General features: G+C 69.3%; 17 protein-coding genes. 4 read left to right on the top strand and 13 right to left on the bottom strand.

Features of this window, described 5'->3' with window-relative positions:
• Positions 1–111 precede the first annotated feature (111 nt).
• Together AC07DO_RS15115 and AC07DO_RS15110 are read right to left on the bottom strand one after the other, a co-directional pair.
• Positions 112–717, bottom strand: a complete 606-nt coding sequence (locus AC07DO_RS15115) for a YdbC family protein (protein ID WP_479059838.1) — start codon at positions 715–717, stop codon at positions 112–114.
• A 33-nt stretch (positions 718–750) separates the two neighbouring features.
• Positions 751–1,581 carry an arylamine N-acetyltransferase family protein gene (locus AC07DO_RS15110; RefSeq protein WP_479059837.1) on the bottom strand — a complete coding sequence of 277 codons (831 nt, stop codon included), beginning with the start codon at positions 1,579–1,581 and terminating at the stop codon, positions 751–753.
• Positions 1,582–1,705: 124 nt separating this feature from the next.
• On the opposite strand from AC07DO_RS15110, the gene AC07DO_RS15105 reads away from it, so the two are divergent.
• The gene (locus tag AC07DO_RS15105) at positions 1,706–2,302 is read left to right on the top strand and encodes a TerD family protein (protein ID WP_479060689.1); all 597 of its coding nucleotides are present in this window, start codon (positions 1,706–1,708) and stop codon (positions 2,300–2,302) included.
• 234 nt (positions 2,303–2,536) lie between these two features.
• Here the strand turns inward: AC07DO_RS15105 and AC07DO_RS15100 are convergent, their stop codons facing one another.
• Positions 2,537–5,431: a vitamin B12-dependent ribonucleotide reductase gene (locus tag AC07DO_RS15100; RefSeq protein ID WP_479059835.1), complete on the bottom strand. Its 2,895-nt coding sequence runs from the start codon at positions 5,429–5,431 to the stop codon at positions 2,537–2,539.
• 137 nt (positions 5,432–5,568) lie between these two features.
• Positions 5,569–6,114: a transcriptional regulator NrdR gene (nrdR, locus tag AC07DO_RS15095; RefSeq protein ID WP_365362934.1), complete on the bottom strand. Its 546-nt coding sequence runs from the start codon at positions 6,112–6,114 to the stop codon at positions 5,569–5,571.
• Positions 6,115–6,609: 495 nt separating this feature from the next.
• Between nrdR and lexA the strand changes: the two genes are divergently transcribed.
• Positions 6,610–7,395 (top strand): transcriptional repressor LexA, encoded by a 786-nt coding sequence (gene lexA / locus AC07DO_RS15090; RefSeq protein ID WP_030778599.1) that lies wholly within the window; start codon positions 6,610–6,612, stop codon positions 7,393–7,395.
• A gap of 139 nt (positions 7,396–7,534) precedes the next feature.
• Here lexA and AC07DO_RS15085 read toward each other — a convergent pair whose 3' ends face one another.
• The 5 genes from AC07DO_RS15085 to AC07DO_RS15065 all read right to left on the bottom strand — a co-directional run bounded on the left by AC07DO_RS15085 (position 7,535) and on the right by AC07DO_RS15065 (position 16,252).
• On the bottom strand, positions 7,535–9,505 hold the full coding sequence (locus tag AC07DO_RS15085) for an ATP-dependent DNA helicase (protein WP_479059833.1): 1,971 nt from the start codon (positions 9,503–9,505) through the stop codon (positions 7,535–7,537).
• Between the two features lie 40 nt (positions 9,506–9,545).
• Positions 9,546–11,525, bottom strand: coding sequence for an IucA/IucC family protein (locus AC07DO_RS15080; RefSeq protein WP_479059831.1), 1,980 nt, complete (start codon positions 11,523–11,525; stop codon positions 9,546–9,548).
• Positions 11,526–11,584: 59 nt separating this feature from the next.
• Positions 11,585–12,325 (bottom strand): GNAT family N-acetyltransferase, encoded by a 741-nt coding sequence (locus AC07DO_RS15075; protein ID WP_479059830.1) that lies wholly within the window; start codon positions 12,323–12,325, stop codon positions 11,585–11,587.
• 35 nt (positions 12,326–12,360) lie between these two features.
• On the bottom strand, positions 12,361–14,457 hold the full coding sequence (locus AC07DO_RS15070) for an IucA/IucC family protein (RefSeq protein ID WP_479059828.1): 2,097 nt from the start codon (positions 14,455–14,457) through the stop codon (positions 12,361–12,363).
• Positions 14,458–14,560: 103 nt separating this feature from the next.
• Positions 14,561–16,252, bottom strand: a complete 1,692-nt coding sequence (locus AC07DO_RS15065; protein ID WP_479059826.1) for a diaminobutyrate--2-oxoglutarate transaminase family protein — start codon at positions 16,250–16,252, stop codon at positions 14,561–14,563.
• A 337-nt stretch (positions 16,253–16,589) separates the two neighbouring features.
• Here AC07DO_RS15065 and AC07DO_RS15060 point away from each other — a divergent pair, with 337 nt between their 5' ends.
• Positions 16,590–17,819: a trypsin-like serine peptidase gene (locus AC07DO_RS15060; RefSeq protein ID WP_479059825.1), complete on the top strand. Its 1,230-nt coding sequence runs from the start codon at positions 16,590–16,592 to the stop codon at positions 17,817–17,819.
• 182 nt (positions 17,820–18,001) lie between these two features.
• A complete protein-coding gene (locus tag AC07DO_RS15055; protein ID WP_479059823.1) occupies positions 18,002–19,213 on the top strand; it encodes a trypsin-like serine peptidase in 1,212 nt (403 codons plus the stop codon).
• 128 nt (positions 19,214–19,341) lie between these two features.
• Here the strand turns inward: AC07DO_RS15055 and hflX are convergent, their stop codons facing one another.
• The 4 genes from hflX to dapF form a co-directional block, all read right to left on the bottom strand.
• Positions 19,342–20,832: a GTPase HflX gene (gene hflX / locus AC07DO_RS15050; protein ID WP_479059822.1), complete on the bottom strand. Its 1,491-nt coding sequence runs from the start codon at positions 20,830–20,832 to the stop codon at positions 19,342–19,344.
• A 195-nt stretch (positions 20,833–21,027) separates the two neighbouring features.
• On the bottom strand, positions 21,028–22,512 hold the full coding sequence (locus AC07DO_RS15045) for a M1 family metallopeptidase (protein ID WP_479059820.1): 1,485 nt from the start codon (positions 22,510–22,512) through the stop codon (positions 21,028–21,030).
• A gap of 164 nt (positions 22,513–22,676) precedes the next feature.
• The gene (locus AC07DO_RS15040; RefSeq protein ID WP_479059818.1) at positions 22,677–24,830 is read right to left on the bottom strand and encodes a RelA/SpoT family protein; all 2,154 of its coding nucleotides are present in this window, start codon (positions 24,828–24,830) and stop codon (positions 22,677–22,679) included.
• A gap of 142 nt (positions 24,831–24,972) precedes the next feature.
• Positions 24,973–25,851: a diaminopimelate epimerase gene (gene dapF / locus AC07DO_RS15035; protein WP_479059816.1), complete on the bottom strand. Its 879-nt coding sequence runs from the start codon at positions 25,849–25,851 to the stop codon at positions 24,973–24,975.
• Positions 25,852–25,867 lie beyond the last annotated feature (16 nt).

Raw genomic sequence — 25,867 nt, 5'->3', positions numbered from 1 at the left:
TCAGGCGGCACGGACGGTCAACCGGAGTGAACCCGACAAGCCGAGGAATCCAGTCCCCAGCAAGCCCGGCCGCTCTGGAGTCAAGCCGACTGTCCTGGGCTCAAGAAGGGGTCACACCGTCCAGGACGGCTCCAACTCCACGATGTCCCCCGCGAGCGCGGCGACATCGGCCTCCGTCTGTGCGCGCAACGAGAGACGCTCCACCCGCTCTGCGCGGTATTTGCCGTGCTCGGCCGCCGACAACCACATGGAGAGCACCAGGAATTCATGTCCGGGCGCCTCGCCGAAGAGACCGCGCACCATGCCGGGCGAGCCGGCCATGGCGGGGTTCCAGACCTTCTCCTGCATCAGCGCGAAATGCTCCACCCGCGGCTCACGGACCCGGCAGTGCGCGACGCGCACCACATCCACGTCGGTGAATCGTGGCTCGAACCCGGTCTTCACATCGAAACGGTGGTCGAAGAGTTTGGCGCGGAGGTCCTTATAGGTGCCGGACTGCCCCGCGGCCAGCCGATCGTGCGAGCGGGCCATGAAGGAGTCGTAGAAGGCTCGACTCTCCCAGAACGTGAAGACATGAGCGACACCCTGCCGCCCTCGACTCCACCCCCCGCCCTGCCCCCGGAACCCCGGCTCCCCCAAGAGCCCCGCCCACTTCCGCTGTCCTCGTTCGAACCCCCGACGATCGACCACGGAGCAGCGAATCCACTTGACCAGCACCGCGCCATCGTACGGCGCGGAGCACGGTCCGGGTCACGCTCCGGCGTAGTGCACCCGGATCAGCTCGGCAGAGTCCTCAGCATCGAGTTCAATACCGAACTCGCGGTCTAGAGTGTCCATCAATTCGCCCACAGGAACGCTTCGTTCGTCCGTCGCACCGTCCGGGCGGGTCAGGGTCAGCAGATCGCCCACCAGGCTGCGCCGCACCTCGGGGCCGGCCTTCTGCAATACCGGCCGGCGAACGAACGACGACCGGGGGTGGGTCGAGGTGTAGTGGTTCATCACTACGTAGTCGACCGGGAGTCTCCGCTCCTGGGTGTACGCGTAGAGGTCGAACCATCCGTCTCCGGGACGCCATGTCCGCAGCACCAGGACACCTTCGCCTTCATCCTCCTGGTGGAGGCCGAAACGCCACTCTCCTTGTTGCATTTCCGCACCCCCGCGCAGCGGAATCGGCTCGAGCAGACCATCGGCTCCGAACCCGGTGTCGCAGTGCCACGCATGGCCGTCCACCTCAACCTTGAGGAGCATGTGGGTCACCGCACGCGTGGAGGTCGACCCGGCCCTGACGCGTGCCCCGAGTCCGGTGACGTCGAAGCCGATGCGTTCCAGGGCCGCCGCGAAGAGCAGATTCTGTTCGTAGCAGTAACCGCCCCGCCGCCGGCGCAGCAGTTTGTCCTGCAGGGCGGCCAGGTCCAGCGGAACCGGCCGGCCGAGCATCAGCTCGAGATTCTCAAAGGGGATCGCTGCGACATGCTCTCTGTGGAGTGTGCGCAGAGTCTCCAGGTCCGGCTCTGTTTTGCCCCTATGCCCGAGCCTCGCCAAGTAGGCGTCGATGTCGAGTTCTTCCCCGTTCCATGTCATGGGTCCATGATCTCCGCGGTCGCGCGCCGGGACCAATCAGGTTTGGGCGCGGCTCAGTTGCCCAGTCTCTGACCTGGGGCACTACGACGTTGTCAGTCGTACGTCGTAGCGTGTGCGTTACGTCATGGCGCGCGCGTGGTGGCACAAGCCTGGTGAAGTCAGAGCGGCCGGGGCACAAGGAGAGGGAAGTCCAGTGAACAGTGTCCACAAGGGCATCAAGAAGGTAGAAGTCGGTCTCAAGTGGGACCCGAGCCCGGCCGGAACGCCGCCCAACGACCTCGACATCATCGCGGCGACGTACGCGGCCGACGCTCCGTACGGCGCCCCTGTGTACCTCGTGCACTTCGACAGCCGCTCCCCCGACGGCACGATCACCCTCAACCGCGACAGCAGGACGGGACAGGGTTTCGGTTTCGACGAGGTCATGACGCTGGAGCTGGACCGACTCGGCCCGACGTTCATCCGGGTCGTGGTGGGCGTGGCCATACAGCAGGAGACGGGGCAGAAGGTCTTCGGTGACATTTCGAATGCCGCGTTCCGCATCCGCGAGGGTCACAACCACCTGGCGGAGAGCAACCTTGCCGGCGTCTCAGGCAGCACGGCCGCGACGATCGCCGAGTTCACGCGGGACGAGGCCGGAGCATGGTCGTTCCGCGATTTCGTCCGGGGCTTCGACGTCGACCCGACGACCTTCGCGTCCCTGATGGGCAGCGAGCACTGACCCATCGCTGTCGGCTGCACCATCCTTCCCGCGGCAGCCGGAGACCCTTCTCATGGAGCGGGTGCCCGCCATGGCCGAACTTCTCGCTGTCGAGGTCGGTCATCCCGGCAGTCCTGTTCCGGTCGTGGGCACGACGAAGGGGACCGGCCAAAGGCCGGTCCCCTTCGTTTGTTGCAGGTCAGCTACGTGTGCGGGCTACGTCGGATGGTGCGTCCGACGCCGTTCCACCCAGGTTCAGCTGCAGCCGCTGGTCGAGCCGCAGCCCTCGCAGATGTAGCAGGAACCGGCGCGCTGCATCTTCGTACCGCAGGAGAAGCAGAGCGGAGCGTCTGCCTGGATGCCCAGCTGCATCTCCACGAGCTCAGCGCTGGTGTGCGCCTGCTGCGGGGCCTCCTTGACCGCCTCGGCCTCAGCCTTCGGCGTGGAGACCGCCTTCAGGGTCTCCGGCTGCCGCGGGGCGGACTGCGCCAGACCCTCGACGTCCACCTCGTCCTCGGCCGGCTCGTACGACCCGGTCTCCAGGTGGCGCTGACGCTCCTCGGCCGAGTGGATGCCGAGCGCGGAGCGCGTCTCGAAGGGCAGGAAGTCCAGCGCCAGGCGACGGAAGATGTAGTCGACGATCGACTGCGCCATCCGCACGTCCGGGTCGTCCGTCATGCCGGCCGGCTCGAAGCGCATGTTCGTGAACTTGGAAACGTACGTCTCCAGGGGCACGCCGTACTGCAGACCGACGGAGACGGCGATGGAGAAGGCGTCCATCATGCCCGCGAGGGTCGAGCCCTGCTTGGACATCTTCAGGAAGACCTCACCGAGACCGTCGTCCGGGTAGGAGTTCGCAGTCATGTAGCCCTCGGCGCCACCCACCGTGAAGGAGGTCGTGATGCCGGGACGACCCTTGGGGAGGCGCTTGCGGACCGGGCGGTACTCGACCACCTTCTCGACCGCGGCACGGATCGTGTCCTCGGTCTTCTCGGTGATCTCGGCCTTCTCCTCCTTCTTCTTGGCGGAGAGGGGCTGGCCGACCTTGCAGTTGTCGCGGTAGATGGCGAGCGCCTTGACGCCCATCTTCCAGGCCTCGAAGTAGACCTCTTCGACGTCCTCGACGGTGGCGGTCTCCGGGAGGTTGACCGTCTTGGAGAGGGCACCCGAGATCCACGGCTGGATCGCGGCCATCATGCGGACGTGGCCCATCGCGGAGATGGAACGCTCGCCCATGGCGCAGTCGAAGACCTCGTAGTGCTCGGGCTTCAGGCCCGGGGCGTCGATCACGTTGCCGTTCTCGGCGATGTGGGCGACGACCGCCTCGATCTGCTCCTCCTGGTAGCCCAGGCGACGCAGGGCCTGCGGCACGGTGCCGTTGACGATCTGCATCGAGCCGCCGCCGACGAGCTTCTTGAACTTCACCAGGGCGAGGTCGGGCTCCAGGCCCGTGGTGTCGCAGGACATCGCGAGACCGATGGTGCCGGTCGGGGCGATGACCGACGCCTGCGAGTTACGGAAACCGTTCTTCTCGCCGAGGCGGACGACGTCCTGCCAGGCCTCCGTGGCAGCGGCCCAGATCGGCGTGTCCAGGTCGTCCACGCGGACGGCCGCGGCGTTGGCGTCGGCGTGCTGCTTCATGACGCGCTTGTGCGGCGTGGCGTTGCGGGCGTAGCCGTCGTACGGACCGACGACCGCGGCGAGCTCGGCGGAGCGCTTGTACGAGGTGCCCGTCATCAGCGACGTGATGGCACCGGCGAGCGCACGGCCGCCGTCGGAGTCGTAGGCGTGGCCGGTCGCCATGAGCAGGGCGCCCAGGTTGGCGTAGCCGATGCCCAGCTGACGGAAGGCGCGGGTGTTCTCGCCGATCTTCTGCGTCGGGAAGTCCGCGAAGCAGATCGAGATGTCCATCGCGGTGATGACCAGCTCGACGACCTTGGAGAAGCGCTCGGCGTCGAAGGACTGGTTGCCCTTACCGTCGTCCTTCAGGAACTTCATCAGGTTCAGCGAGGCGAGGTTGCAGGACGTGTTGTCCAGGTGCATGTACTCACTGCACGGGTTCGAGCCGTTGATGCGGCCGGACTCCGGGCAGGTGTGCCAGGCGTTGATCGTGTCGTCGTACTGGATGCCGGGGTCGGCACACGCCCAGGCGGCCTCGGCCATCTTGCGGAAGAGCGACTTGGCGTCGACCTCCTCGATGACGTCGCCCGTCATACGGGAGGTGAGGCCGAACTTGCCGCCCTCCTCGACCGCCTTCATGAACGTGTCGTTCACACGGACCGAGTTGTTGGCGTTCTGGTACTGGACGGACGTGATGTCGTCGCCGCCCAGGTCCATGTCGAAGCCCGCGTCACGCAGGGCGCGGATCTTCTCCTCTTCCTTCACCTTGGTCTCGATGAAGCCCTCGATGTCGGGGTGGTCGACGTCGAGGATGACCATCTTGGCCGCGCGACGGGTGGCACCACCGGACTTGATGGTTCCGGCGGAGGCGTCGGCACCGCGCATGAAGGAGACGGGGCCCGAGGCGTTGCCTCCGGAGGACAGCAGTTCCTTGGAGGAACGGATGCGGGACAGGTTCAGGCCGGCGCCGGAGCCGCCCTTGAAGATCATGCCCTCTTCCTTGTACCAGTCGAGGATCGACTCCATGGAGTCGTCGACGGCCAGGATGAAGCAGGCGGAGACCTGCTGGGGCTGGGGCGTTCCGACGTTGAACCAGACCGGAGAGTTGAAGCTGAAGATCTGGTGCAGGAGGGCGTAGGCCAGCTCGTGCTCGAAGATCTCCGCGTCGGCGGGCGAGGCGAAGTAGCTGTAGTCCTCACCAGCCTTGCGGTACGTCTTCACGATGCGGTCGATCAGCTGCTTGAGGCCGGTCTCGCGCTGCGGGGTGCCGACGGCCCCGCGGAAATACTTGCTGGTGACGATGTTGACCGCGTTCACCGACCAGAAGTCGGGGAACTCGACGCCACGCTGCTCGAAGTTGACCGAGCCGTCGCGCCAATTGGTCATGACGACGTCACGGCGCTCCCAGACGACCTCGTCGTACGGATGCACGCCGGGGGTCGTGTGGATGCGCTCGATACGCAGACCCTTGCTGGCCTTGGAACCCTTGGCGCGGGAACCTCGTGCCGGGCCGCTCGTCGTCTCGGTCATGCCGCCTCCCTATATCAGGCTAAAACGCCCTGAAGTGCCACGTTGTTCCCATGGCACGGATGTGTGTCTGGTGTCGAGGGCACCCCGGAGGGCACCTTCAACAGGTCTGGTTCGCCGCCGGCCCGTCGGCCAGCCGGTCAGTCGGCGGCAGTGGCGGGCACCGGGACTTCGACAGTCCCGCCGGGCCCGCAGTCGTTCACGACGCGCTCTCCGCCCGCGTCGCACGGCTCGGCCTCGAGCCGCTGTTCCCTCAGTTCCCCGATGGCAGCCTCGAAGTCCTCGAGCGAGTCGAAGGCCCGGTACACGGACGCGAAGCGCAGGTAGGCGACAAGGTCGAGCTCCTGCAACGGGCCGAGTATGGCAAGGCCCACGTCGTGAGTGGTGAGCTCGGCGCTTCCGGTGGCCCGCACCGCTTCTTCGACCCGCTGGCCGAGCAGGGCGAGGGCGTCCTCGGTCACAGGCCGTCCCTGGCATGCCTTGCGGACGCCATTGATGACCTTGGTGCGACTGAAGGGTTCCGTCACGCCGCTGCGCTTCACCACCATCAGTGAGCACGTCTCCACAGTCGTGAAACGACGGGAGCAGTCGGGGCACTGACGGCGCCGCCGGATCGACGTGCCGTCGTCAGTGGTGCGACTGTCGACTACGCGGCTGTCAGGGTGCCTGCAGAAGGGGCAGTGCATGGAACTTCCAACCCTCCTTCACGGCACGACTCATAAGCTTCAACAGGCCCTTGGGGCCCTCGAAGCAGCCCCAAGCATAGGCGATCCCGGAGCCCCTGAAAGACCAGGGACCACAACTTCTGGGCTGCTGCCGCAATCCAACCACTAGATCTGGGGTTTGCGTTCTTTTTCGGCATCGCGCGTGTCGTGGCGCATCAGGCGACCCCGGGCGCACGCAACGGCCGCTCGCGCCGCTCTGGGCGGGGGCCGGTGCCGGGTTGACGGGGTGCCGGGTGGCAGTATGGGAGCCCCACTGAGGGGCTCACTGTCCCAGCGGTGAAGCGTACCGTAATGAACCGAATTGCCGTTCGGCCCAAGCGCTAGCCATACACCCAAACACATGATCACGGTAGGTAATCACCGGTTTTTCACTCGAACGTGTGTTTGGCGCAACCTTTCGAAAGCAACTACCGTTGGCTAGCTAGGGAGAGAACATCTCGAGAGGGGCCGACCGACGTGACCACCACCGCAGACAGCGCCACCATCACTGCCCAGGACCGCTCCCAGAGCCGACTCGAGCCGGTGCATGCCATGAATGACGCAGCCACGAACCAGGAGGGGCCCAAGCCCACTCGCTCCCTGCCGGGCCGACCTCCAGGCATCCGCGCGGACAGCTCGGGGCTCACGGACAGGCAACGCCGAGTGATCGAGGTCATCAGGGACTCCGTGCAGCGGCGTGGCTACCCGCCGTCCATGCGGGAGATCGGTCAGGCGGTCGGGCTTTCCAGCACCTCCTCCGTCGCCCACCAGCTGATGGCTCTGGAGCGCAAAGGCTTCCTGCGCCGCGACCCGCACCGCCCGCGGGCGTACGAGGTGCGGGGCTCGGACCAGCCCAGCAGCCAGCCCACCGACACCACCGGCAAGCCGGCCGCGTCGTACGTCCCGCTGGTGGGCCGTATCGCCGCCGGCGGGCCGATCCTCGCCGAGGAATCGGTCGAGGACGTCTTCCCCCTCCCCCGCCAGCTGGTGGGTGACGGCGAGCTCTTCGTACTGAAGGTCGTCGGTGACTCGATGATCGAGGCCGCGATCTGCGACGGCGACTGGGTCACGGTGCGCCGCCAGCCCGTCGCGGAGAACGGCGACATCGTGGCAGCCATGCTCGACGGCGAGGCGACGGTCAAGCGGTTCAAGCGCGAGGACGGCCACGTCTGGCTGCTCCCGCACAACTCCGCGTACCAGCCGATCCCCGGCGACGAGGCAACGATCCTCGGCAAGGTCGTGGCGGTGCTCCGGCGGGTGTGACTCCGCCCCTGACCGGGCCCCGGAACCAACTGCGCCGGTTCCGGGGCCCTGCTGTGTCTCCGGCAGCCCGAGCTTCCGCAGGCCTACGCCGGATCGCCGCACCTCGTAGAGCTGAGGCCCGGCGATCCGGCACCAAGGCTCAGGCCTCGTCCGCCTTCGCCGCCGCATCGATCGCGGCCAGCGAGCGACGGGCCTGGTTGCGGTCCGTCGTGTACCAGAAGTCGGGCAGCGAAGCCCGCAGGTAGCTGCCGTAGCGCGCGGTGGCCAGGCGGGGGTCCAGGACAGCGACCACTCCACGGTCTCCGGAGGCCCGTACGAGACGTCCCGCGCCCTGCGCCATCAGCAGGGCCGCGTGGGTCGCCGCGACCGCCATGAACCCGTTGCCCCCGGCTTCGTCGACCGCCTTCTGTCGTGCGCTCATCAGCGGATCGTCGGGACGCGGGAACGGGATCTTGTCCATGATCACCAGCTGGCAGCTGGGGCCCGGCACGTCGACGCCCTGCCAGAGCGAGAGCGTCCCGAACAAGCAGGTCTTCGAGTCGGCCGCGAAGCCCTTGATCAGCTCTCCCAGCGTCTCCTCACCCTGCAGGAGGATCGGCATGTCCAGCCGCTCCCGCAGCTCCTCCGCGGCCCCCTGGGCGGCTCGCATCGAGGAGAACAGGCCGAGCGTGCGTCCACCGGCCGCCTCGATCAGCTCGGCCAGCTCATCCAGCATGTCGCCGCGGGTGCCCTCGCGTCCCGGCCGGGCCAGGTGTTTGGCGACATACAGGATGCCTTGCTTGCCGTAGTCGAAGGGCGAGCCGACATCGAGCCCCTTCCAGACGGGCGCGTCGTCGGATTCGGTGCCCTCCGGGGCCAGACCGAGCGAGGCCCCCACTCCGTTGAAGTCCCCGCCCAGTTTGAGCGTGGCGGAGGTCAGGACCACCGAACGGTCGGCGAAGAGCTTCTCCCTGAGGAGCCCCGACACGGACATGGGGGCCACTCTGAGAGAGGCTCCGTAGCGATCATGGCGCTCGTACCAGACCACGTCGTACTCGGAACCGTTCGTGATGCGCTCCGCCACGTCGTGGATCGACTCCACGGAGGCGAGAGCCTGCTTGCGGACCGCGTCCTCGTCCTGGACCGACTTGTCCCGGGTCGAGCCGAGCGCGCTGATGACCGTGCGCGCGGCGTCCCGCAGGGCCATCAGCGCATAGCCGAGGTCCTCGGGAACCTCCTCGATGCGACCGGGCAGGGCGAGCTCCATCAGTCGCTCGAAGCCCTCCGAGGCGGTCTGGAGCTGGTCCGCCGCCTTTTCGTTGACCAGCTTCGCGGCCCGGCGCACGGCACGGTTGACCTGCCCCGGTGTGAGCTCTCCGGTGGCCACACCGGTGACGCGGGAGACCAGCTCGTGGGCCTCGTCCACGATCAGCACTTCGTGCTGAGGCAGGACGGGAGCGCCTTCGATGGCGTCGATGGCGAGCAGCGCGTGGTTCGTGACGACGACCTCGGAGAGCTTGGCGCGCTCGCGGGCCGCCTCGGCGAAGCACTCCGCCCCATAGGCGCACTTCGAAGCTCCCAGGCACTCCCTGGAGGAGACGGATACCTGCGACCAGGCCCGGTCGGAGACGCCCGGGGTCAGGTCGTCACGGTCACCGGTCTCGGTCTCGTCCGCCCAGTCCCGCATCCGCAGGAGGTCCTGCCCCAGCTTGCTGGTGGGGGCGGCCGCCTCGAACTGGTCGAAAAGGCCCTCTTCCTCGTCCTGCGGCATGCCTTCGTGGAGGCGGTGCAGGCAGAGATAGTTCGAGCGCCCCTTGAGCATCGCGAACTGCGGTCGGCGGCGCAGCAGCGGATGCAGCGCCTCCACTGTGCGCGGCAGATCGCGCTCCACGAGCTGGCGCTGCAGGGCGAGGGTGGCCGTGGCGATCACCACACGCTCACCGTGGGCGAGGGCCGGCACCAGATAGCCGAGGGATTTACCGGTGCCTGTGCCGGCCTGGACCAGCAGGTGGGAGCCGTCGTCGATCGCCTCGGCGACGGTCTCGGCCATGGACACCTGGCCAGGGCGTTCCGTACCACCGACAGCGGCGACGGCGGCGTGCAGGAGCTCGGGGAGCGAGGGCTTCGTCATAGCGCGACCACCCTACGGTGCCCCACTGACAATCCGCCGATCAAGGCTGGTGGAGGGGATTGGCCACGGTTCCGTGCACGGCGGCGTGCGGACGCTGGGGCCTGTCGCGGTATCCGTCGAGGTGAAGACGGTTCCGGTTCAGGCAGAGCCGCTCGATACGGGGGGTGAGCAGGTCGAACATCTCGTACCGTTCCTTCAGCTCGGGAGCGCGCGCCTGGTGCCGCAGGATCTCGGCGCGCACGAAGGACCAGAAGTCGGCCTCCGTAACGCCTAGTTGGTCCTCGCACAGGGGTGCGAGGTACCGGAAGACACCCACGAAAAGACCCGAGTGGATGAACTGGGTGAGGAAGCCGGGCGGCTCGGTGAGCAGGACGTCGCGCACGTCTCCGGGCATCGCATCGTGCTCGGGCAGCGGTACCGCGCTCACGTTGACGTCGTCCACGAAGTCCTTCACCGCGAGCCGGACAGGCACGTCCTTGTCGTCGAAAACGACGATGGCGTTCTCCCCGTGAGGGGAGAACACCGTTCCGTAGCGGTAGAGGAAGTGCAGCAGGGGCGGCAGTAGCGCGGCGAAGAGCCGTCGCAGCCAGACCGCGGGTGCCAGTCCCGAGCGTTCCACGAGCTCGGCGACGAACGCGCGGCCGTCGACGTCGGTGTGCGCGAGGGAGGCGAGGGTGCGGGCGCGTTCACCGGGCGCGAGGTACCGGTGGAGGGGCTCCCGCCAGATGGCGCCGAGCAGCTCTCTGTACTGGTACGGGACTTCCGGCAACCCGTCGTACACAGGGTGTTCGACGGCCACCGACGCCACCTCGCCGAGCAGAATCACCTCGCATTCGTCACGAAGGAAGGGGTCCGCGTCCCGCAGCGCGTGCATCCAGGCCGTGACGGCGGGCGCGGCGACCGTGCGGCCTGTCGGCAGACCACGCCACACGAGCGTGTTCAGGACCGACAGCGGCAGCTTCACGGTGTGCCGGTCGGGGCGAGTGGTGTTGAGGAACGTGCGGATGGACTGTTGGGGAAGGCGCAGGTCACCGTCGCTGCGAAGCGGGACGATGGCATCCGCGGCGATGGAAGGCGCAAAGAGCGGCAGCACGGTCTCGTCCCACTGCCAGGGGTGGACGGGCAGGTAGAGATAGCGCGCCGGATCCAATCCGCGTGCGCGCAGTAAGTCCGCGAAGGCTTTCCGGATGTCGGCGGAGAGCTCGCCCGCGTACAGCTTCGGGGCGGTCTCCAGTCCCGCGACGCCCCGGTACACGGCAAGGTCGGTGTGGACGGCGATCCACGGAAGCGTCGTGGAGCGGCGCGCCTCGGGGGCCCAACGGTCGGTGTCACCGGCGGAGAATCCGATCCGTCCCTTGTTCAGGACGAGCCAGGGGTGGCCCGTTTGATGCCCCTCGAGTTCCGCGTAACCGAGGTCGGCGAGCTGGGCCGCGCTGAGCGCCGTGTGGTCGATCCGGGCGTCGGCGCTGAGGGTGACGGTGAGCTCGCGGATGAGATGACCAAGTGTGGCACCGTCCAGGCCCAGGGTCCGGCGGGCCAGTACGAGAAAGCGCAGGGGGTCACTCAATGCGACGGCCGGCCCGTTGCCCTCGGTGAGGGTCAGGCCGGCCGGGTCCACATACCAGCTTCCGTACGATCCGCGGCGGGCCCGGAAGGTGAGGACGGTGCCCTGTTGTTCCGCGGAGCCGACTGTCCCTTGGGAGCCGCCGGCCCCTTGGAAACCTACGGTCCCCTCCCGCTCACCCCCCGCATCGATCTCACGCCGCCACTGCGCCTCGTCTCCGGTTTCGTCCTGTCCGACCGGTTCCAGGCGAAGCCGGTAGGTAACCGTCTCCCCGCCCCCGCCCCGGCCCCCTTCGGCCACGGGCACGGGCCGGATGATCTCCTCGTAAGCGAACTCCCCGATCATCTTGGCCAGCAGGCGGCGCCCCGCCTCTCGCCATCTGTCCTGGGTCAGTTCGGGCGGGTCGTGGAGCTCGGTGGAGGGGCGGGGGGTAGGGCTGGCGGGCGGATTCGGCACGGGGACTCCTCAGTGAGGGGAACCGGATCGGGTCGAGCGGAGTTACTAAGAGTGACGGGTCAGAGCACGGCGCGCAGGGCCCGGTCACGGACCATGAGAGCCGCGCGTTTGTCGGGCAGATCGACCTCGGCGAAGAAGCGGAAGCCGGCGCTCAAAAAGGCGGAGACGGAGGGGGTGTTGCGCAGGTCGGGTTCAGCTACGACGCGTGCGCACGAGGGACGGTGGTCGAGCACCAGGTCGGCCACGGCTCTGAGCAACGAAGTGCCGAGGCCACGGCCGCGGTTGGCGACACTGCCGATGAGGAGGTGGATACCGGTGTCGTGGGGCCGCGAGGCGTAGTGCCGGGCCAGCGGATCCAGGTCCGCCCGGTACAGCTCCCAGTAGCTCATCGGCATGCCGTCCAGCACGCCCAGGCAGGGAACGCTGCGTCCGTCCCCGTCCAGCTGTGTCCGGAGGTGGACCTCCGTCACGGCTTCGGGTCCGGCCAGCTCCCAGAAAGCGGCCACGGCAGGGTCGTTCATCCAGCGGCTGATCGCCGGGAGGTCACGTTCGAGACGTACGGGTACGAGTTGAAAGACACCGGCGCCGGTGGTGACAGGGCCCCAGTCCCCGACGCCGTCCAGGAGATCGTCCTGCATCCCACCGATCCGCCGTTCGCCCTCTGCCATCAGGGCAATGAGCTCGTCGGGGAGCCGCAGGTCGAGGGTGTCCGTGCAATCGGCGCCGGCAGTGGCGGATTCGATCCCGGCATCGAATCCGGCATCGGTCCCGGCATCGGTGCTCGCATCGGTGGGAGGCACGACGTCGCTCCTGTCAGCAGAGGTGGGGCATGTCCTCAGGAATGGAGGGGGTTGGGGATGGTGACGTAGACGGACTGGGTATCGACCGGACCGACGAGCTCGTCGAGCCCGTGCAATCGGGTCAGCAGGTTGGCCTTGCAGCGCAGCACGGGCGAGTCGAGCAAGGTCGAGGGCAGCGGGGTACGGAGCTTGGCGGGGCCCGATGCCACGTCGCCGAGGAAGCGACGGAAGGCCGCGAGCAGCAGCCGTTCGTCCGCGAGCCGTTCCGCGCCTAGGGCTCCGATGAGGCCGAGGACGTTGTTGATGCCGAGGTAATAGGCGAACCGCTCGTCCGTCACCTCGTCGGATACGAACGTGTCGCTGTCCCGTCCGATGCCGGGAAGTCGCCGTTCGAGTTCGGCGCGCCGGGACTCTCGGAAGTAGTAGCCCTGGTTGTCGCGGTACCGGCCGCCCACCGGCCACCCGTCGGGGTCGAGCAGGAGGAGGGTGTTCTGTTGGTGTGCCTCCAGGGCGACACCTGCTTCGCTGTCCAGCCAGAGCACGGGGCGCACGACGGTTTCCAGGTAGCGCAGGAACCACTCGGTGGCAACTGCGCCTCGGGAGCGGCCCGTTCGCCCGGCCAGGCGGGTGACGGTTTCGCCGAGCCGGGAGTGCATCGCGTGGCTGTCCTGGCAGGAGGGCAGTGCCGAAGGACGGGGCGAGACCAGCCCGGCGATGCAGGTGGCGTCGTCTCCGGGCTGGAAGGGGTTGTGTCGGATCATGACGTCGAGTCCGGCGACGGGCGCGCCGTCGGGCCCCGTGACGGCGAGCCATGCCGGGTCGCGGACCACGTCGAAACAGGGGTGGACCGACTGCCACTCCTCGGCGAGACCGCTGCGCAACAGCCGGTGGACCTCGACGCCGCGGTGGAGTTCCTTGCGGAGGTTCTCACGACGGGAGTTGGTGATACGCAGGCCGAGCGACAGCTTCAGCATGGCGGCCGCACCGGGGCGGTAGAGGGTACGGACGGAGGAGGTGGGGCGCCAGGGGGCGCCGTGAGCACCCAGGTCCTGGAGCAGGTCTGCGTCGAAGAGCGCTGCGGTCGAGGGCCGATGCCGGAGCTCGCGGATCTGCCAGGGGTGCACGGGAAGGGCGACGCGGTCGTCCGGGAGCGGCAGCTCGGCGCCGACGAGGCCGGCGGCGAGCTGATCGGCGGGGACGGTGCGGCCGCGCTCGGTCCACGCCGAGTCGGAGGCGAGTACGGAGCGGTCGACGGCCAGCCAGTGGAGCACGAAAGCGCCGCGCAACTCCGGTGAGTAGAGGCGGGATTCGGTGTCGGACAGGCCCTCGCGACTTTTGGGGGTCGGATGCAGGGGGTGCCCGAGAAGGAGGGACTGCTCGGCGGCGAGGAAGAGGTCGGGTTCATCGGCGGGCCGGTCGCGGCGGTCGGCGATGAAGGTGGCCGTGCGCCGAACCGAGTCGGCGACCCGGCCGACGAGGTCGGCGCCGTCGACCGGCTCGGAAGCGTCGGCCGGCGCGGATACGTCGGCTGCCTCGGCCGCGCCCGCAGTGTCGGCCGCGGTGGCCGCTTCAGAAGTGGTGGCAGTCCAGGCTGTACCGCTTGAACCGGCGGGAGCAGTCGGGTCGGTGGGATGAGCCGGGCGAGCGGGGTCGGCCGGGCCCACATCCTCCGTCCCTCCCACCAACGGTTCCGTCTCGCGTCGAGCCGTCTCGCGGCCGAGGAGGGCGGCGACGGTGACGGCGTCTACGGGCGGGGCGCTCGCGGGGCCGTCCTCCAGGTAGGGGAGGCTGAAGCGGTGCCAGCCGGTGGCCGACCAGTAGTGCACGGGGACGAGCAGGGCCGTTCCGCTGGCGTCGAGGGGGACCCGCAGGATGCCTTGGTCCGGAGCGGGGAGGTTGTTCTCCCTGACCCAGCAGCGGAGGAGGTTCTCGACGGCCGCGGCCTGTGCCGCGATGTGCGGGTCGGGGTGTTCCAACAGGTCGGTGGATACCCCGCGCAGGCGCTCGGCCTCCTGGCCGCCACCCTTCTGCCGGGGGACCGTACCGGACTCCGCCACCAGTGAGGTGTGCGTGCCGCACGCCCCCGGGACGTCGGGTTGGGGGCGGCCTTCGGATGCGGGCGTGGCGTTCAAGAGGGCTTCCTTGTGAGGTTGTCCGGGTCTCCGTGTGGAGACGCGGCCCGGGGTGTGCTCAGCGGTTCATGTCCGGCAGGGCGGCCGCCCGGGCCCGTCTTGGCTATCTGAGGTGGGCACGCGCCGCGGTGGCCAGCGCGTCGGCGAGGCGGTCGAGGACCGCGGCCGCCTGTTCGTCGGTGAGGGTGAGGGGAGGCAGGAGTCGTACGACGCTGGAGTGACGGCCGCCGAGTTCGACGATGAGCCCTCGGCGCAGGCACTCACGCTGCACGGCGGCGGCCAGTTCGGGCGCCGGGGGGTGAGGCCGTGTGGTGGGGGCGAGGTCGGGGAGGGACGCATCGAGGTGCTCGCCGGCACGTGCGGTTTCGGCACGCGCGGCACCCCTGCGATCGCCCCCCGAGCGATCGGCCCTCGTGTCTGCGGCCCCCATGTGTGCGGTGCCGGAGGCTGCGGCCTGTGACGGGAGCCCAGGTGGCGGCGAGCTCGGCGTCGGCTGCGGCTCATCGAGCGGCGGGTACGGCTCCGGTTCTCGGCCCGCCCCCGGTTCGGAGTTGGGGTCCACCAGCTCCACGCCGATCATCAAGCCTCGGCCGCGGACCTCGCCGATGCAGGGGTGGTGCGCGGCCAGGGTGCGGAGTTGGGCGAGCATGCGGGCGCCGAGGGTGGCAGCTCGTTCGGCGAGGCCGTTCTCGCGGACGTACGCGAGGGTCGCCGCGCCGGCCGCCATGGCGAGCTGGTTTCCGCGGAAGGTTCCCGCGTGGGCGCCCGGGGGCCACACGTCGAGGTCGTCGCGGTAGACCACGACGGCCAGGGGCAGGCTGCCGCCGATCGCTTTGGAGAGCACCATCACGTCCGGGACGATGCCGCTGTGCTCGACGGCCCAGAAGGCACCGGTGCGGCCGACGCCCGTCTGCACCTCGTCCGCGATGAGCGGGATGCCGCGGGCGGCCGTGATGTCGCGCATCCGGCGGAGCCAGGCGTCGGGTGCGGGATAGACCCCGCCCTCTCCCTGGACGGGTTCGAGGATCATGCCGGCGGGAGCCGGTACGCCCGACTTGGTGTCGTCGAGGAGGTTCTCGGTCCATCGGGCGGACAATTCGGCGCCCAGCGTGCCGCCGAGCCCGAAGGGGCAGCGGTAGTCCTGGGGGTAGGGCAGGCGCCCGACCCGGACGGTCGAAGCGCCGCCGGACGCCTCGAGCGCCCCGGCGGTCATGCCGTGGTACGCGCCGGTGAAGGCGAGCAGCCCGTCGCGGCCGGTGGCCGCGCGGACCAGTTTCAGCGCCGCCTCCACCGCGTCCGTCCCGGCGGGGCCGCAGAACTGGATCCGCGCGTGGTCCGCCAGGCCGGGCGGCAGCGTGCGGAACAGCTCCGTGGTGAAGGCGTCCTTGACCGGCGTCGCAAGATCGAGGACGTGCAGCGGAGCCCCGGAGTCGAGGACCTTCCTGATCGCTTCGAGCACCACGGGGTGGTTGTGGCCCAGCGCGAGGGTTCCGGCGCCGGAGAGGCAGTCGAGGTAGCGGCGGCCGTCGGCGCCCTCGATCGTCAGGCCGCGTGCCCGGACCGGGACGATCGGAAGGGCTCGCGCGTAGGTGCGGGCGGCCGATTCGCGTGCCGCCTGGCGGCGCAGGATGCCCTCGTGGGCTGTGGTCTGCGCCGCAGGAGCCGCCACGGTGTGCGCCCCGACGTGAGTCACGGGCTGCGTTACGGAATTCACCGCGGACGCCGCCGCGGGCGCAGGCTCGGTCACGGCCACGACTGTTGGTCCTCCCGCTGTGGACGAATACGGCCGTCCCATGACGCCCCGGAGGGCGTCATGTGGGCGAGCGCGCAGGCGAGTTGGGCAGGGGGATGAACGCATGCGGCGACTCCCCCGTACGTACCAACGACGAGAGGCCCGGGTGAACACGGGCAAGTGGAAGATCCTTGCCGTGACGGAACCGTTGCCCTTCCGTCGGCCGTCCCCAACGGCACCGGCATAGTGTGGGGGCCGTTCATCAGCCACAGGTGGCGCCGCTCCCCCGAGCAAACCCGAGCAAATCGAGCGAAGGGGTGCCGCACCGGTGGCAACGGGTGCTCCGTACCCGGATGGCCAGCACTTTGGAACATTTTCGAGGCCCAGGGGGAATCTCACGATGCGACCCATACGTCCGCTCTTCACTGTTCGCAGTAGGAGGAGCCTGCGCTCCAGAACCTCCCCTGTGGCGGCTGTGGCGCTCGGCGCGGCGCTCGTACTGACCGCCACGGCCTGCGGTCCCACCGAGGACAGCGCCGGTGGTGACTCGTCCTCGGCCCAGCCCGGCGACAGCAACGGTGACGACAAGATCCAGATCCCGGACGCCTGGAAGGACAAGCTCAAGGCAAACGGGATCGATCTGGACGAATGGAAGAACGGCGCCTGGAAGAACTGGGACAAGGACGACTGGCTCCGCGAGGCAGGCGACTTCGTCAACCCGATCATCGAGGACCTGTGGGACCCCGACCGGATGCGGGACGCCGACAAGAACCCCGACCGGGGCGTCGACGACAACGACATCTCCGGTGACCAGGGCGTCACCGACCCGACCCCCAAGCCTGTGGAGGCGGCCGCCGTGAAGGCGCCGTACCACGACCAGGTCGCCGAGTCGGGCAAGCTCTTCTTCGACAGCCCCGAGGGTTCGATGGTCTGCTCCGCGACCGTCGTGAAGGACCCCGCCCACCCGGGCAAGTCCAACATGGTGTGGACCGCGGGCCACTGCGTGCACGCGGGCGCCAAGGGCGGCTGGTACCGCAACATGGTCTTCGTGCCGTCGTACAACAACAGCGGCAAGTCGGCCGCGGAGCTGCAGAACGCTCCGAAGGAAGAGGTCGCTCCGTACGGCGTCTGGTGGGGCGACTGGGCACAGACCTCCGACCAGTGGATCGAGCAGGGCGGCCCGACCGGCGGTGCGGGCGCACCGTACGACTTCGCGGTCATCCACGTGAAGCCGGAGAAGGGCAGTGAGGGCAAGTCGCTCGAGGAGACGGTCGGTTCCGCGCTCCCGGTGGACTTCAATGCCCCGGCCGTGCCGCAGATCGACACCATGACGGCGACGGGGTACCCGGCGGCGCCGCCGTTCGACGGCCAGAAGCTGTTCCAGTGCGCCGACAAGCCGGGCCGGCTCTCGCTGACGAAGCCCGACCCGACGATGTACCGCGTCGGCTGCACCATGACCGGCGGCTCCTCCGGCGGCGGCTGGGCCGCCAAGGGCCAGGACGGCAAGCCCGCGCTCGTGTCGAACACCTCCATCGGTCCGGTGACGGCGGGTTGGCTGGCCGGTCCGCGCCTCGGCAAGGAGGCCAAGGGCATCTACAGCGCGGTGAGCAAGAAGTTCGCCGACAAGTAGGTCGTTCCCACAGGGACTTCTGAACGGCGGCGGGGCGCCGGAAACCTTCACGCCCCCGCCGCCGTTCGTCCCCAACCTCACAGGCATAGTGGGGTGTTGCGTCGACGCCGGGCACGAAGATCCGCGTCGGCAGAGATGACACGCACATGGCAAATTCACGTTCCATCGGGGGTACCAGCACCATGCGTTCCACTCGTGCGCCGTTCGCGCGCAGCCGCGGACGGCGGGTGGCGCTCGCCGCCACCGGGCTCGCGGCCACCCTGGCGCTCACCGCCACGGCCTGTGGCCCGAGCGACGACAAGGCGAGCGACAAGCCGGACGCCACCACGTCCCAGGGGGCCGACGGCTCCGACTCCGGTTCCGATGTCCGGCTTCCCGACGGCCTCGCCGACAAGCTCAAGGACAAGGGCATCGACCTGGACGACTGGAAGAACGGCGCCTGGAAGAACTGGGACAAGGACGACTGGGTCCGGGAGGCCAAGGACTTCGCCAACCCGGTCATCGAAGGGCTCTGGAAGCCCGAGCGGATGAAGAAGGCGAAGGACCCGAACAAGACGATCGCCGCGAAGGACGCGACCGCCGATCAGGGCGCGACCGACCCGGAGCCGACGCCGGTCCGGGCCAAGCAGGAGAAGACGCCGTACCACGAGAACGCCGCTCCGGTCGGCAAGATCTTCTTCGACTCCCCCGAGGGTTCGATGGTCTGCTCGGGCACCGTGGTGAAGGACCCGCGCAACCCCGGCAAGTCCAACCTCGTCTGGACCGCGGGCCACTGCGTGCACGCCGGCCAGAAGGGCGGCTGGTACCGCAACATCGCCTTCGTGCCCTCGTACAACGACCTGGGCAAGTCCGAGACCGACCTGCGTAACGCGGCTCCGCAGGAGATCGCCCCCTACGGCCAGTACTGGGCCGACTGGGTCTCGACCTCCAACGAGTGGATCAACGGCGGCGGTCCGACGGGCGGCGCGGGTGCGACCTACGACTACGCCGTCATGCACGTGAAGCCGGAGCAGGGCAGCAAGTCCCTCGAAGAGACCGTCGGCAACGCGCTCGACGTCGACTTCTCGACTCCCGCCGCGCAGAGCGTGAGCTCGATGGGCGCCTGGGGCTACCCGGCCGCTCCCCCGTACAACGGCCTGATCATGCACAAGTGCGTCGACAAGCCGGGGCGTCTCTCGCTGTCGCCGTCGCTGCCGACGATGTACCGCATCGGCTGCACCATGACCGGCGGTTCGTCCGGCGGCGGCTGGTTCCGGGTGTCCGGCGGCAAGACCAAGCTCGTGTCGAACACCTCGATCGGCCCGGCCGAGAACACCTGGCTGGCGGGCCCGCAGTTGGGCCGTGGCGCCGAGCAGGTCTACACCATGATGAGCAAGAAGTACGGCGCTCAGTAAGCACACGGCCGCGCGGCCTCACCGTCGCGCGGCGCCACTGACACGGCGAAGGCCCGCCCCCTGCGAGAGGGGGCGGGCCTTCACTTATGCGGGTACACCTCGCGCGCTTGCACGTGGTGCGCCGAGGTTCAGTGCGCGGCCAGCACGTACGGAGCGAGTTCCGCGGCCAGTTCCTCGTGCACCTGCACCTTGAGCAGAGTGCCGTCGGCGGTGTGCTCCTCGGAGAGCACCTCGCCCTCGGCGTGCGCCCGTGAGACGAGCTGCCCGTGCGTGTACGGGACGAGGGCCTCGATCTCGACCTCGGGCCGCGGCAGCTCGGTGTCGATGAGCCCGAGCAGCTCCGCGATACCGGCTCCGCTTCGCGCGGAGACCGCGATGGCGTGCTTCTCGTTGCGCAGCAGGCGCTGGAGGACCAGCGGGTCCGCCGCGTCCGCCTTGTTGATCACCACGATCTCGGGCACGTCGGTCGCGCCCACGTCACGGATGACCTCACGCACGGCGGCGAGCTGCTCCTCGGGCACCGGGTGCGAACCGTCCACCACGTGCAGGATCAGGTCGGAGTCGCCGACCTCTTCCATCGTGGAGCGGAAGGCCTCGACGAGGTGGTGCGGCAGGTGCCGGACAAACCCGACGGTGTCCGCCAGGGTGTAGATCCGGCCGCTCGGTGTCTCCGCCCTGCGGACGGTGGGGTCCAGGGTGGCGAACAGTGCGTTCTCCACCAGCACGCCCGCGCCCGTGAGGCGGTTGAGCAGCGAGGACTTGCCCGCGTTCGTGTATCCGGCGATGGCGACCGAAGGCACCTTGTTGCGCCTGCGCTCCTGGCGCTTGATGTCGCGGCCCGTCTTCATCTCCGCGATTTCCCGGCGCATCTTCGCCATCTTCTCGCGGATCCGTCGCCGGTCCGTCTCGATCTTGGTCTCACCGGGACCACGGGTGGCCATGCCGCCACCGCCGCCGCCACCCATCTGACGGGAGAGCGACTGGCCCCAGCCGCGGAGCCTCGGCAGCATGTACTGCATCTGCGCGAGGGCCACCTGCGCCTTGCCCTCTCGGGACTTGGCGTGCTGGGCGAAGATGTCGAGGATCAGGGCGGTCCTGTCGACCACCTTGACCTTGACGACGTCTTCGAGGTGGATCAGCTGGCCGGGGCTCAGCTCACCGTCGCAGACGACGGTGTCGGCTCCGGTCTCCAGCACGATGTCACGCAGCTCCAGGGCCTTGCCGGAGCCGATGTACGTCGCCGGGTCGGGCTTGTCGCGGCGCTGGACGACGCCGTCGAGCACGAGCGCGCCGGCCGTCTCGGCGAGAGCGGCCAGCTCGGCGAGGGAGTTCTCCGCATCCTGGACCGTGCCGGAAGTCCATACGCCGACGAGCACCACCCGCTCCAGACGGAGCTGCCGGTACTCGACTTCGGTGACGTCCTCGAGCTCGGTGGAGAGGCCCGCGACGCGGCGCAGAGCCGCGCGCTCGGAGCGGTCGAACTGCTCGCCGTCCCGCTCTCCGTCGATCTCGTGGCTCCAGGCGACGTCCTCTTCCATCAGGGCATCGGCCCGAAGACCTTCGGGGTAGTTCTGCGCGAAGCTCTGTGCGTCCTGGGAAGGGGAAGAAGAGGAGGTCATTGGGTCCTTACGTCGATCCGTCGGTGGAAAGGCGACGGATGCGGGATCCGTCACAGTCGACAACGCCCGATGCGGTCCGGAGATTCCCGGAACCGGCCGATCGTGCCCTGAGATGTCCCCGAGGGGATGTCCCTGACGGGCCCGTGCCGTCGACCTGACGATGGTTGCACGACACGGCCCGTCTCGTCATCCGGGTTATTTCCCGGCCTTCCAGTCCGGATGCCCCGGCATCGGCGGGGTCTTCTTCCCGTACAGCCAGCTGTCGAAGAATCCGGTGAGGTCACGCCCGGCGATCCGGGAGGCGAGGCGCACGAAGTCGGCGGTCTCGGCGTTGCCGTTGTGGTGCACGCGGACCCAGTTCCGTTCCAGGTGCTCGAAGGCCGTGCGGCCGATCTCCTGGCGCAGGGCGTAGAGCACCAGGGCGCTGCCGTCGTAGACGACGGGACGGAAGATGCTGATCTTCTTGCCGGGTGCGGGCGCCTTCGGTCTGGCCGGTGGCCCGCCTGCCGCGCGCCAGCTGTCCGACTGGCGGTAGGCCTGCCGCATCCGGTCGGCCACGGGCTTCTTCGCCTTCTCCTCGGCGTAGAGGGCCTCGTACCAGGTGGCGTGGCCCTCGTTCAGCCAGAGGTCGGACCACGACTTCGGGCTGACGCTGTCGCCGAACCACTGGTGCGCGAGTTCGTGCACCATGATCGAGTCGACGTACCACTCCGGGAACTCGGGTCGGGTGAAGAGCTCTCTCTCGAAGAGAGAGAGCGTCTGCGTCTCCAGTTCGTAGCCGGTCTTCGCCTGGGCGATCAGGACGCCGTAGACCTCGAAGGGGTAGCGGCCGACCTTCTTCTCCATCCAGCCGAGCTGGGCGGGGGTCTTCTTCAGCCAGGGCTCCAGGACCTTGCGGTCCGGTGTGGGCACCACGTCACGTACGGGGAGGCCGTGCGGCCCCTTCCGTTGCAGCACGGTGGAGCGGCCGATGGACACCTGGGCCAGCTCGGTCGCCATGGGGTGCTGGTGCCGGTACGCCCAGGTGGTGGCGGCGCCGTGCCGGGTCGTGCCGACGGGGAGACCGTTGGCGACGGCGGTGTACCCCTTGGGCGTGGTGACGCGGAACGTGAATCTCGCCTTGTCCGCCGGGTGGTCGTTGCACGGAAAGACCAGGTGGGCGGCGTCGGCCTGGTTGGCCATGGCGAGACCGTCGTCGGTGCGCACCCAGCCTCCCTGGGTGCCCTTCGCATACGTGGGGTCGCTGGTGTGGCGGACGGTGACCCGCATCCGGTCGCCTCGTCCGACGGGCGCGGACGGCGTGACGACCAGGTCCTCACCGCTGCTTTCGAAGGGTGCGCGCTCGCCGTTCACCTCGACGGAGCCCACTTTGCCGTGCGCGAAGTCCAGGTTCACGCGGTCCAGGGCTTCGGTCGCCGTGGCGTCGATCTTGGTGACGGCGTCCAGCGGCTTGCGGTTGTCACCGCGGTAGGTGAAGGCGATGTCGTACGACTGCACGTCGTATCCCGGGTTGCCCAGGTGCGGGAAGAGACGGTCGCCGATACCGAGCGGGGTGGCCGGCGAGGGTGCGCCCGCCGCGAGGAGGGCGGCGGACACGGTCGCCGCGATGAGTGCGGCGGCGGGACGAGAGGGGCGGAGGGCCTTCGGCCCTGAGGCCGTGGTCCGAGGGGTGAGCAGCATGAACAACCGCTATCAGCGCGCGTCTTCCGCGTGGTGACGGCGCGCGCCGGGCCACTCGAACGAGTCGCCGCCGAGACGCCGTGCGTCCCCATTTCAGCACGTGTCGGCCGTCCTTCAGCACGCGTCGGCCGCCTCTCGGCGGGCGGCGGGCGGCGGGCCGCGCTTCAGTGGGCGGCGGCCGCCGGATGCTGCGCGCGGCTCACGTCGTACACGCCGGGGACCTCGCGCATCGCGCGCATCAGCCCTGGGAGGTGTGCGGCGTCGGGGAGTTGGAGCGTGTACGTATGGCGTACGCGCTGCTGGGTCGGCGGCTCCACGGTCGCCGAGATGATCGCCACGCCTTCGAGGGCGATCGCCTCGGTGAGGTCGGCGAGCAGATGCGCCCGGCCGAACGATTCGGCGATCAGGGTGACACGGCACTCGGCAGTGTCACCCCAGCGCACGCCGATCTCCGGGCGCCCCACTTCCTTCATGCGCTCCACGGCCGGACAGCCGACCCGGTGGACGGTCACGACGCCGCCGCGCACGGCGAACGCCGTGACGTCGTCGGGAGGCACCGGCGTACAACAGCCCGCGAGGCGCACGCTCGCGCCCTCGCGGTCCACGACGGCGTTCGCCGCGGCGGGCCGCAGGGCTTCGGAGTCGTCCGGCTTGGGCACGGCCGCGGGCGTCTGCTGCGGCGGCCGCTGCGCGGACGACGTCGGCGCGGCGGCCGCGGGTGCCGGTGTGGGGTGCGTGGTGAGCCAGCGCCGGATGGCGATCCGCGCGGCGGGCGTGCGCGCGTGGTCCAGCCAGTCGCGTGAGGGCCCGGACGTGGGGTCCTGGCTCATGAGCAGCTGGACGGTGTCGCCGTCCCTCAGGACCGTGCTGAGCGTCGCCAGACGGCCGTTCACGCGTGCGCCGATGCAGGCGTGGGCGTCCTCGCCGTACTGGGCGTAGGCGGCGTCCACGCAGCTGGCGCCGGCGGGCAGGCCCAGCGTGCCGCCGTCGGGCCGGAAGACGGCGATCTCGCGGTCCTGGGCGAGGTCCTCCCGCAGCGTCGACCAGAACGTGTCCGGGTCGGGGGCGGCCTGCTGCCAGGCGAGGAGCCGGGAGAGCCAGCCGGGCCTGGTCGGGTCCACCCGCTCGTCGTCGGCGCCGTCGGACGGCTCCTCCGAAGGAGGAGCGTAGGGATTGTGCAGCGCGACGACGCCCGCCTCCGCGACCTGGTGCATCTGGTGCGTGCGGATGAGGACTTCGGCGACCTCGCCGTCGGACCGGGTCACGGCCGTGTGCAGCGACTGGTAGAGGTTGAACTTCGGTACGGCGATGAAGTCCTTGAACTCCGAGACGACCGGCGTGAAGCAGGTGTGCAGCTCGCCGAGGACTCCGTAGCAGTCGGCGTCCTCGTTGACGAGCACGAGGAGGCGGCCGAAGTCGGACGCGCGCAGTTCGCCCCGCTTGCGGTGCACGCGGTGAACGGAGACGGAGTGCCGGGGCCTGATGAGCACCTCGGCGGTGATGCCCGCGTCGCGCAGCACGCTGCGCACCTCGCCCGCGATGTCCCCGAGAGGGTCCCCGTCGCTCTCCGCGTTGGCGGCGATCATGGCCTTGACCCGGGCGCAGTCCTCCGGGTGAAGGATCGCGAAGACGAGGTCCTCCAGCTCGGTCTTGAGCGCCTGCACGCCGAGTCGCTCGGCGAGCGGAATGAGCACGTCCCGGGTGACCTTGGCGATGCGGGCCTGTTTCTCGGGGCGCATGACACCGAGGGTGCGCATGTTGTGCAGGCGGTCGGCGAGCTTGATCGACATGACGCGCACGTCGTTGCCGGTGGCGACGAGCATCTTGCGGAAGGTCTCGGGTTCGGCCGCCGCTCCGTAGTCGACCTTTTCCAGCTTCGTGACGCCGTCGACCAAGTAACAGACGTCGTCGCCGAACTCGGCCCGCACCTGGTCCAGAGTGACGTCGGTGTCCTCGACGGTGTCGTGGAGCAGGGAGGCGGTCAAGGTCGTGATCTCCGCGCCGAGCTGGGCGAGGATCAGGGTGACCGCGAGCGGGTGTGTGATGTACGGCTCACCGCTCTTGCGTGTCTGGCCGCGGTGCGAGGACTCCGCGAGCACGTACGCGCGGCGCAGCGGCTCCAGATCGGCGTCCGAATAGTGGTTCCGATGGGCCTCCGCCACATGGCCGATCGCGTCGGGCAGGCGGTCCCGGGTGCCGGATCCGAGCAGGGCGGCCCTGCCGAGCCTGCGCAGGTCGAGACGCGCACGGCCGCGCTTGCGCTGGACCCCGGACACGACGGGGCCGGGCGTGGCAGGGTTCGTGGCCTCCGCACTCATGAGCACCTCCGGCTGCTTCGACCGGCGGTGTGCGGACGGCGGCGTACTCCGTCCGGGCCGGTGCTTGATGCTACCGAGCCCATCACGTGGCGCTGACCGCCTCTCGCCGAGCGTGAAACGGATCACCCATTCGAGCGACAGTTCATGCGCTTGCCGTTTCGAACCATTCGGACGCGATCTCGCCCTCCGCGACGATCACGGCCGCGCCCGTCATCTCGATCTCGCCGTCGGGCCGCTCGGTGATCACCAGGCGCCCACCGGGCAGATCGACGGTGTACGTGGCCGGGGTCCCGGTCACGGCCGGGTCCAGGCCGTCCTTACGGGCCGCCGCCACGGCCACGGCGCAGGCGCCGGTGCCGCAGGAGCGGGTCTCGCCCGCGCCGCGCTCGTGCACGCGCATGGCGACGTGCTGCGGGCCCCGCGGGACGACGAATTCGACGTTGACCCCGTCCGGGTAGGCGGACGCCGGGCTGAAGGGGGGTGCTTCGTAGAGGTTGCCCGCTTCGGAGAGGTCGTCGACGAAGGCGACCGCGTGCGGGTTGCCCATGCTCACGTTCCGCGCGGGCCATCGGTGGTCGCCGACCGAGACGGTGACGTCCCCTTCGGGAAGGGCCGCCTTGCCCATGCCGACGGTGATGTCGCCGCCGGACTCCTCCTTGGCGATGTGCACGGTCTTCACGCCTCCGCGGGTGGCCACCGCCAGGTCACCTTCGGCGGCGTGCCCCGCGCGCTGCAGGTACCGGGCGAAGACACGCACTCCGTTGCCGCACATCTCCGCGATGGATCCGTCGCCGTTACGGTAGTCCATGAACCACTCGGCGCGGTCCGCCAGGTGGCGGGCGTCCGGGTGGGCCGCGGAGCGTACGACATGGAGGAGGCCGTCGCCACCGATGCCCGCGCGGCGGTCGCACAGGGCGGCCACGGCCGACGGGGACAGCTCGATGGCGTTGTCGGGGTCGGGGATGATCACGAAGTCGTTCTCGGTCCCGTGCCCCTTGAGGAAGGCGATCCGCGTGCTCATTCCTCGATCGTACGGT

This window comes from Streptomyces sp. NPDC045678, from assembly GCF_056432085.1.
This window is presented reverse-complemented; position numbering and strand designations above follow the sequence as displayed.

Bases quoted from the DNA above. Each gene is read 5' to 3' on its own strand.
- AC07DO_RS15085 (WP_479059833.1), bottom strand. From the start codon at position 9,505: ATGACGAAGCCCTCGCTCCCCGAGCTCCTGCACGCCGCCGTCGCCGCT.
- AC07DO_RS15105 (WP_479060689.1), top strand. From the start codon at position 1,706: ATGGCGCGCGCGTGGTGGCACAAGCCTGGTGAAGTCAGAGCGGCCGGG.
- AC07DO_RS15040 (WP_479059818.1), bottom strand. From the start codon at position 24,830: ATGAGTGCGGAGGCCACGAACCCTGCCACGCCCGGCCCCGTCGTGTCC.
- AC07DO_RS15055 (WP_479059823.1), top strand. From the start codon at position 18,002: ATGCGTTCCACTCGTGCGCCGTTCGCGCGCAGCCGCGGACGGCGGGTG.
- AC07DO_RS15100 (WP_479059835.1), bottom strand. From the start codon at position 5,431: ATGACCGAGACGACGAGCGGCCCGGCACGAGGTTCCCGCGCCAAGGGT.
- dapF (WP_479059816.1), bottom strand. From the start codon at position 25,851: ATGAGCACGCGGATCGCCTTCCTCAAGGGGCACGGGACCGAGAACGAC.
- AC07DO_RS15065 (WP_479059826.1), bottom strand. From the start codon at position 16,252: ATGGGACGGCCGTATTCGTCCACAGCGGGAGGACCAACAGTCGTGGCC.
- AC07DO_RS15110 (WP_479059837.1), bottom strand. From the start codon at position 1,581: ATGACATGGAACGGGGAAGAACTCGACATCGACGCCTACTTGGCGAGG.
- hflX (WP_479059822.1), bottom strand. From the start codon at position 20,832: ATGACCTCCTCTTCTTCCCCTTCCCAGGACGCACAGAGCTTCGCGCAG.
- AC07DO_RS15045 (WP_479059820.1), bottom strand. From the start codon at position 22,512: ATGCTGCTCACCCCTCGGACCACGGCCTCAGGGCCGAAGGCCCTCCGC.
- nrdR (WP_365362934.1), bottom strand. From the start codon at position 6,114: ATGCACTGCCCCTTCTGCAGGCACCCTGACAGCCGCGTAGTCGACAGT.
- AC07DO_RS15060 (WP_479059825.1), top strand. From the start codon at position 16,590: ATGCGACCCATACGTCCGCTCTTCACTGTTCGCAGTAGGAGGAGCCTG.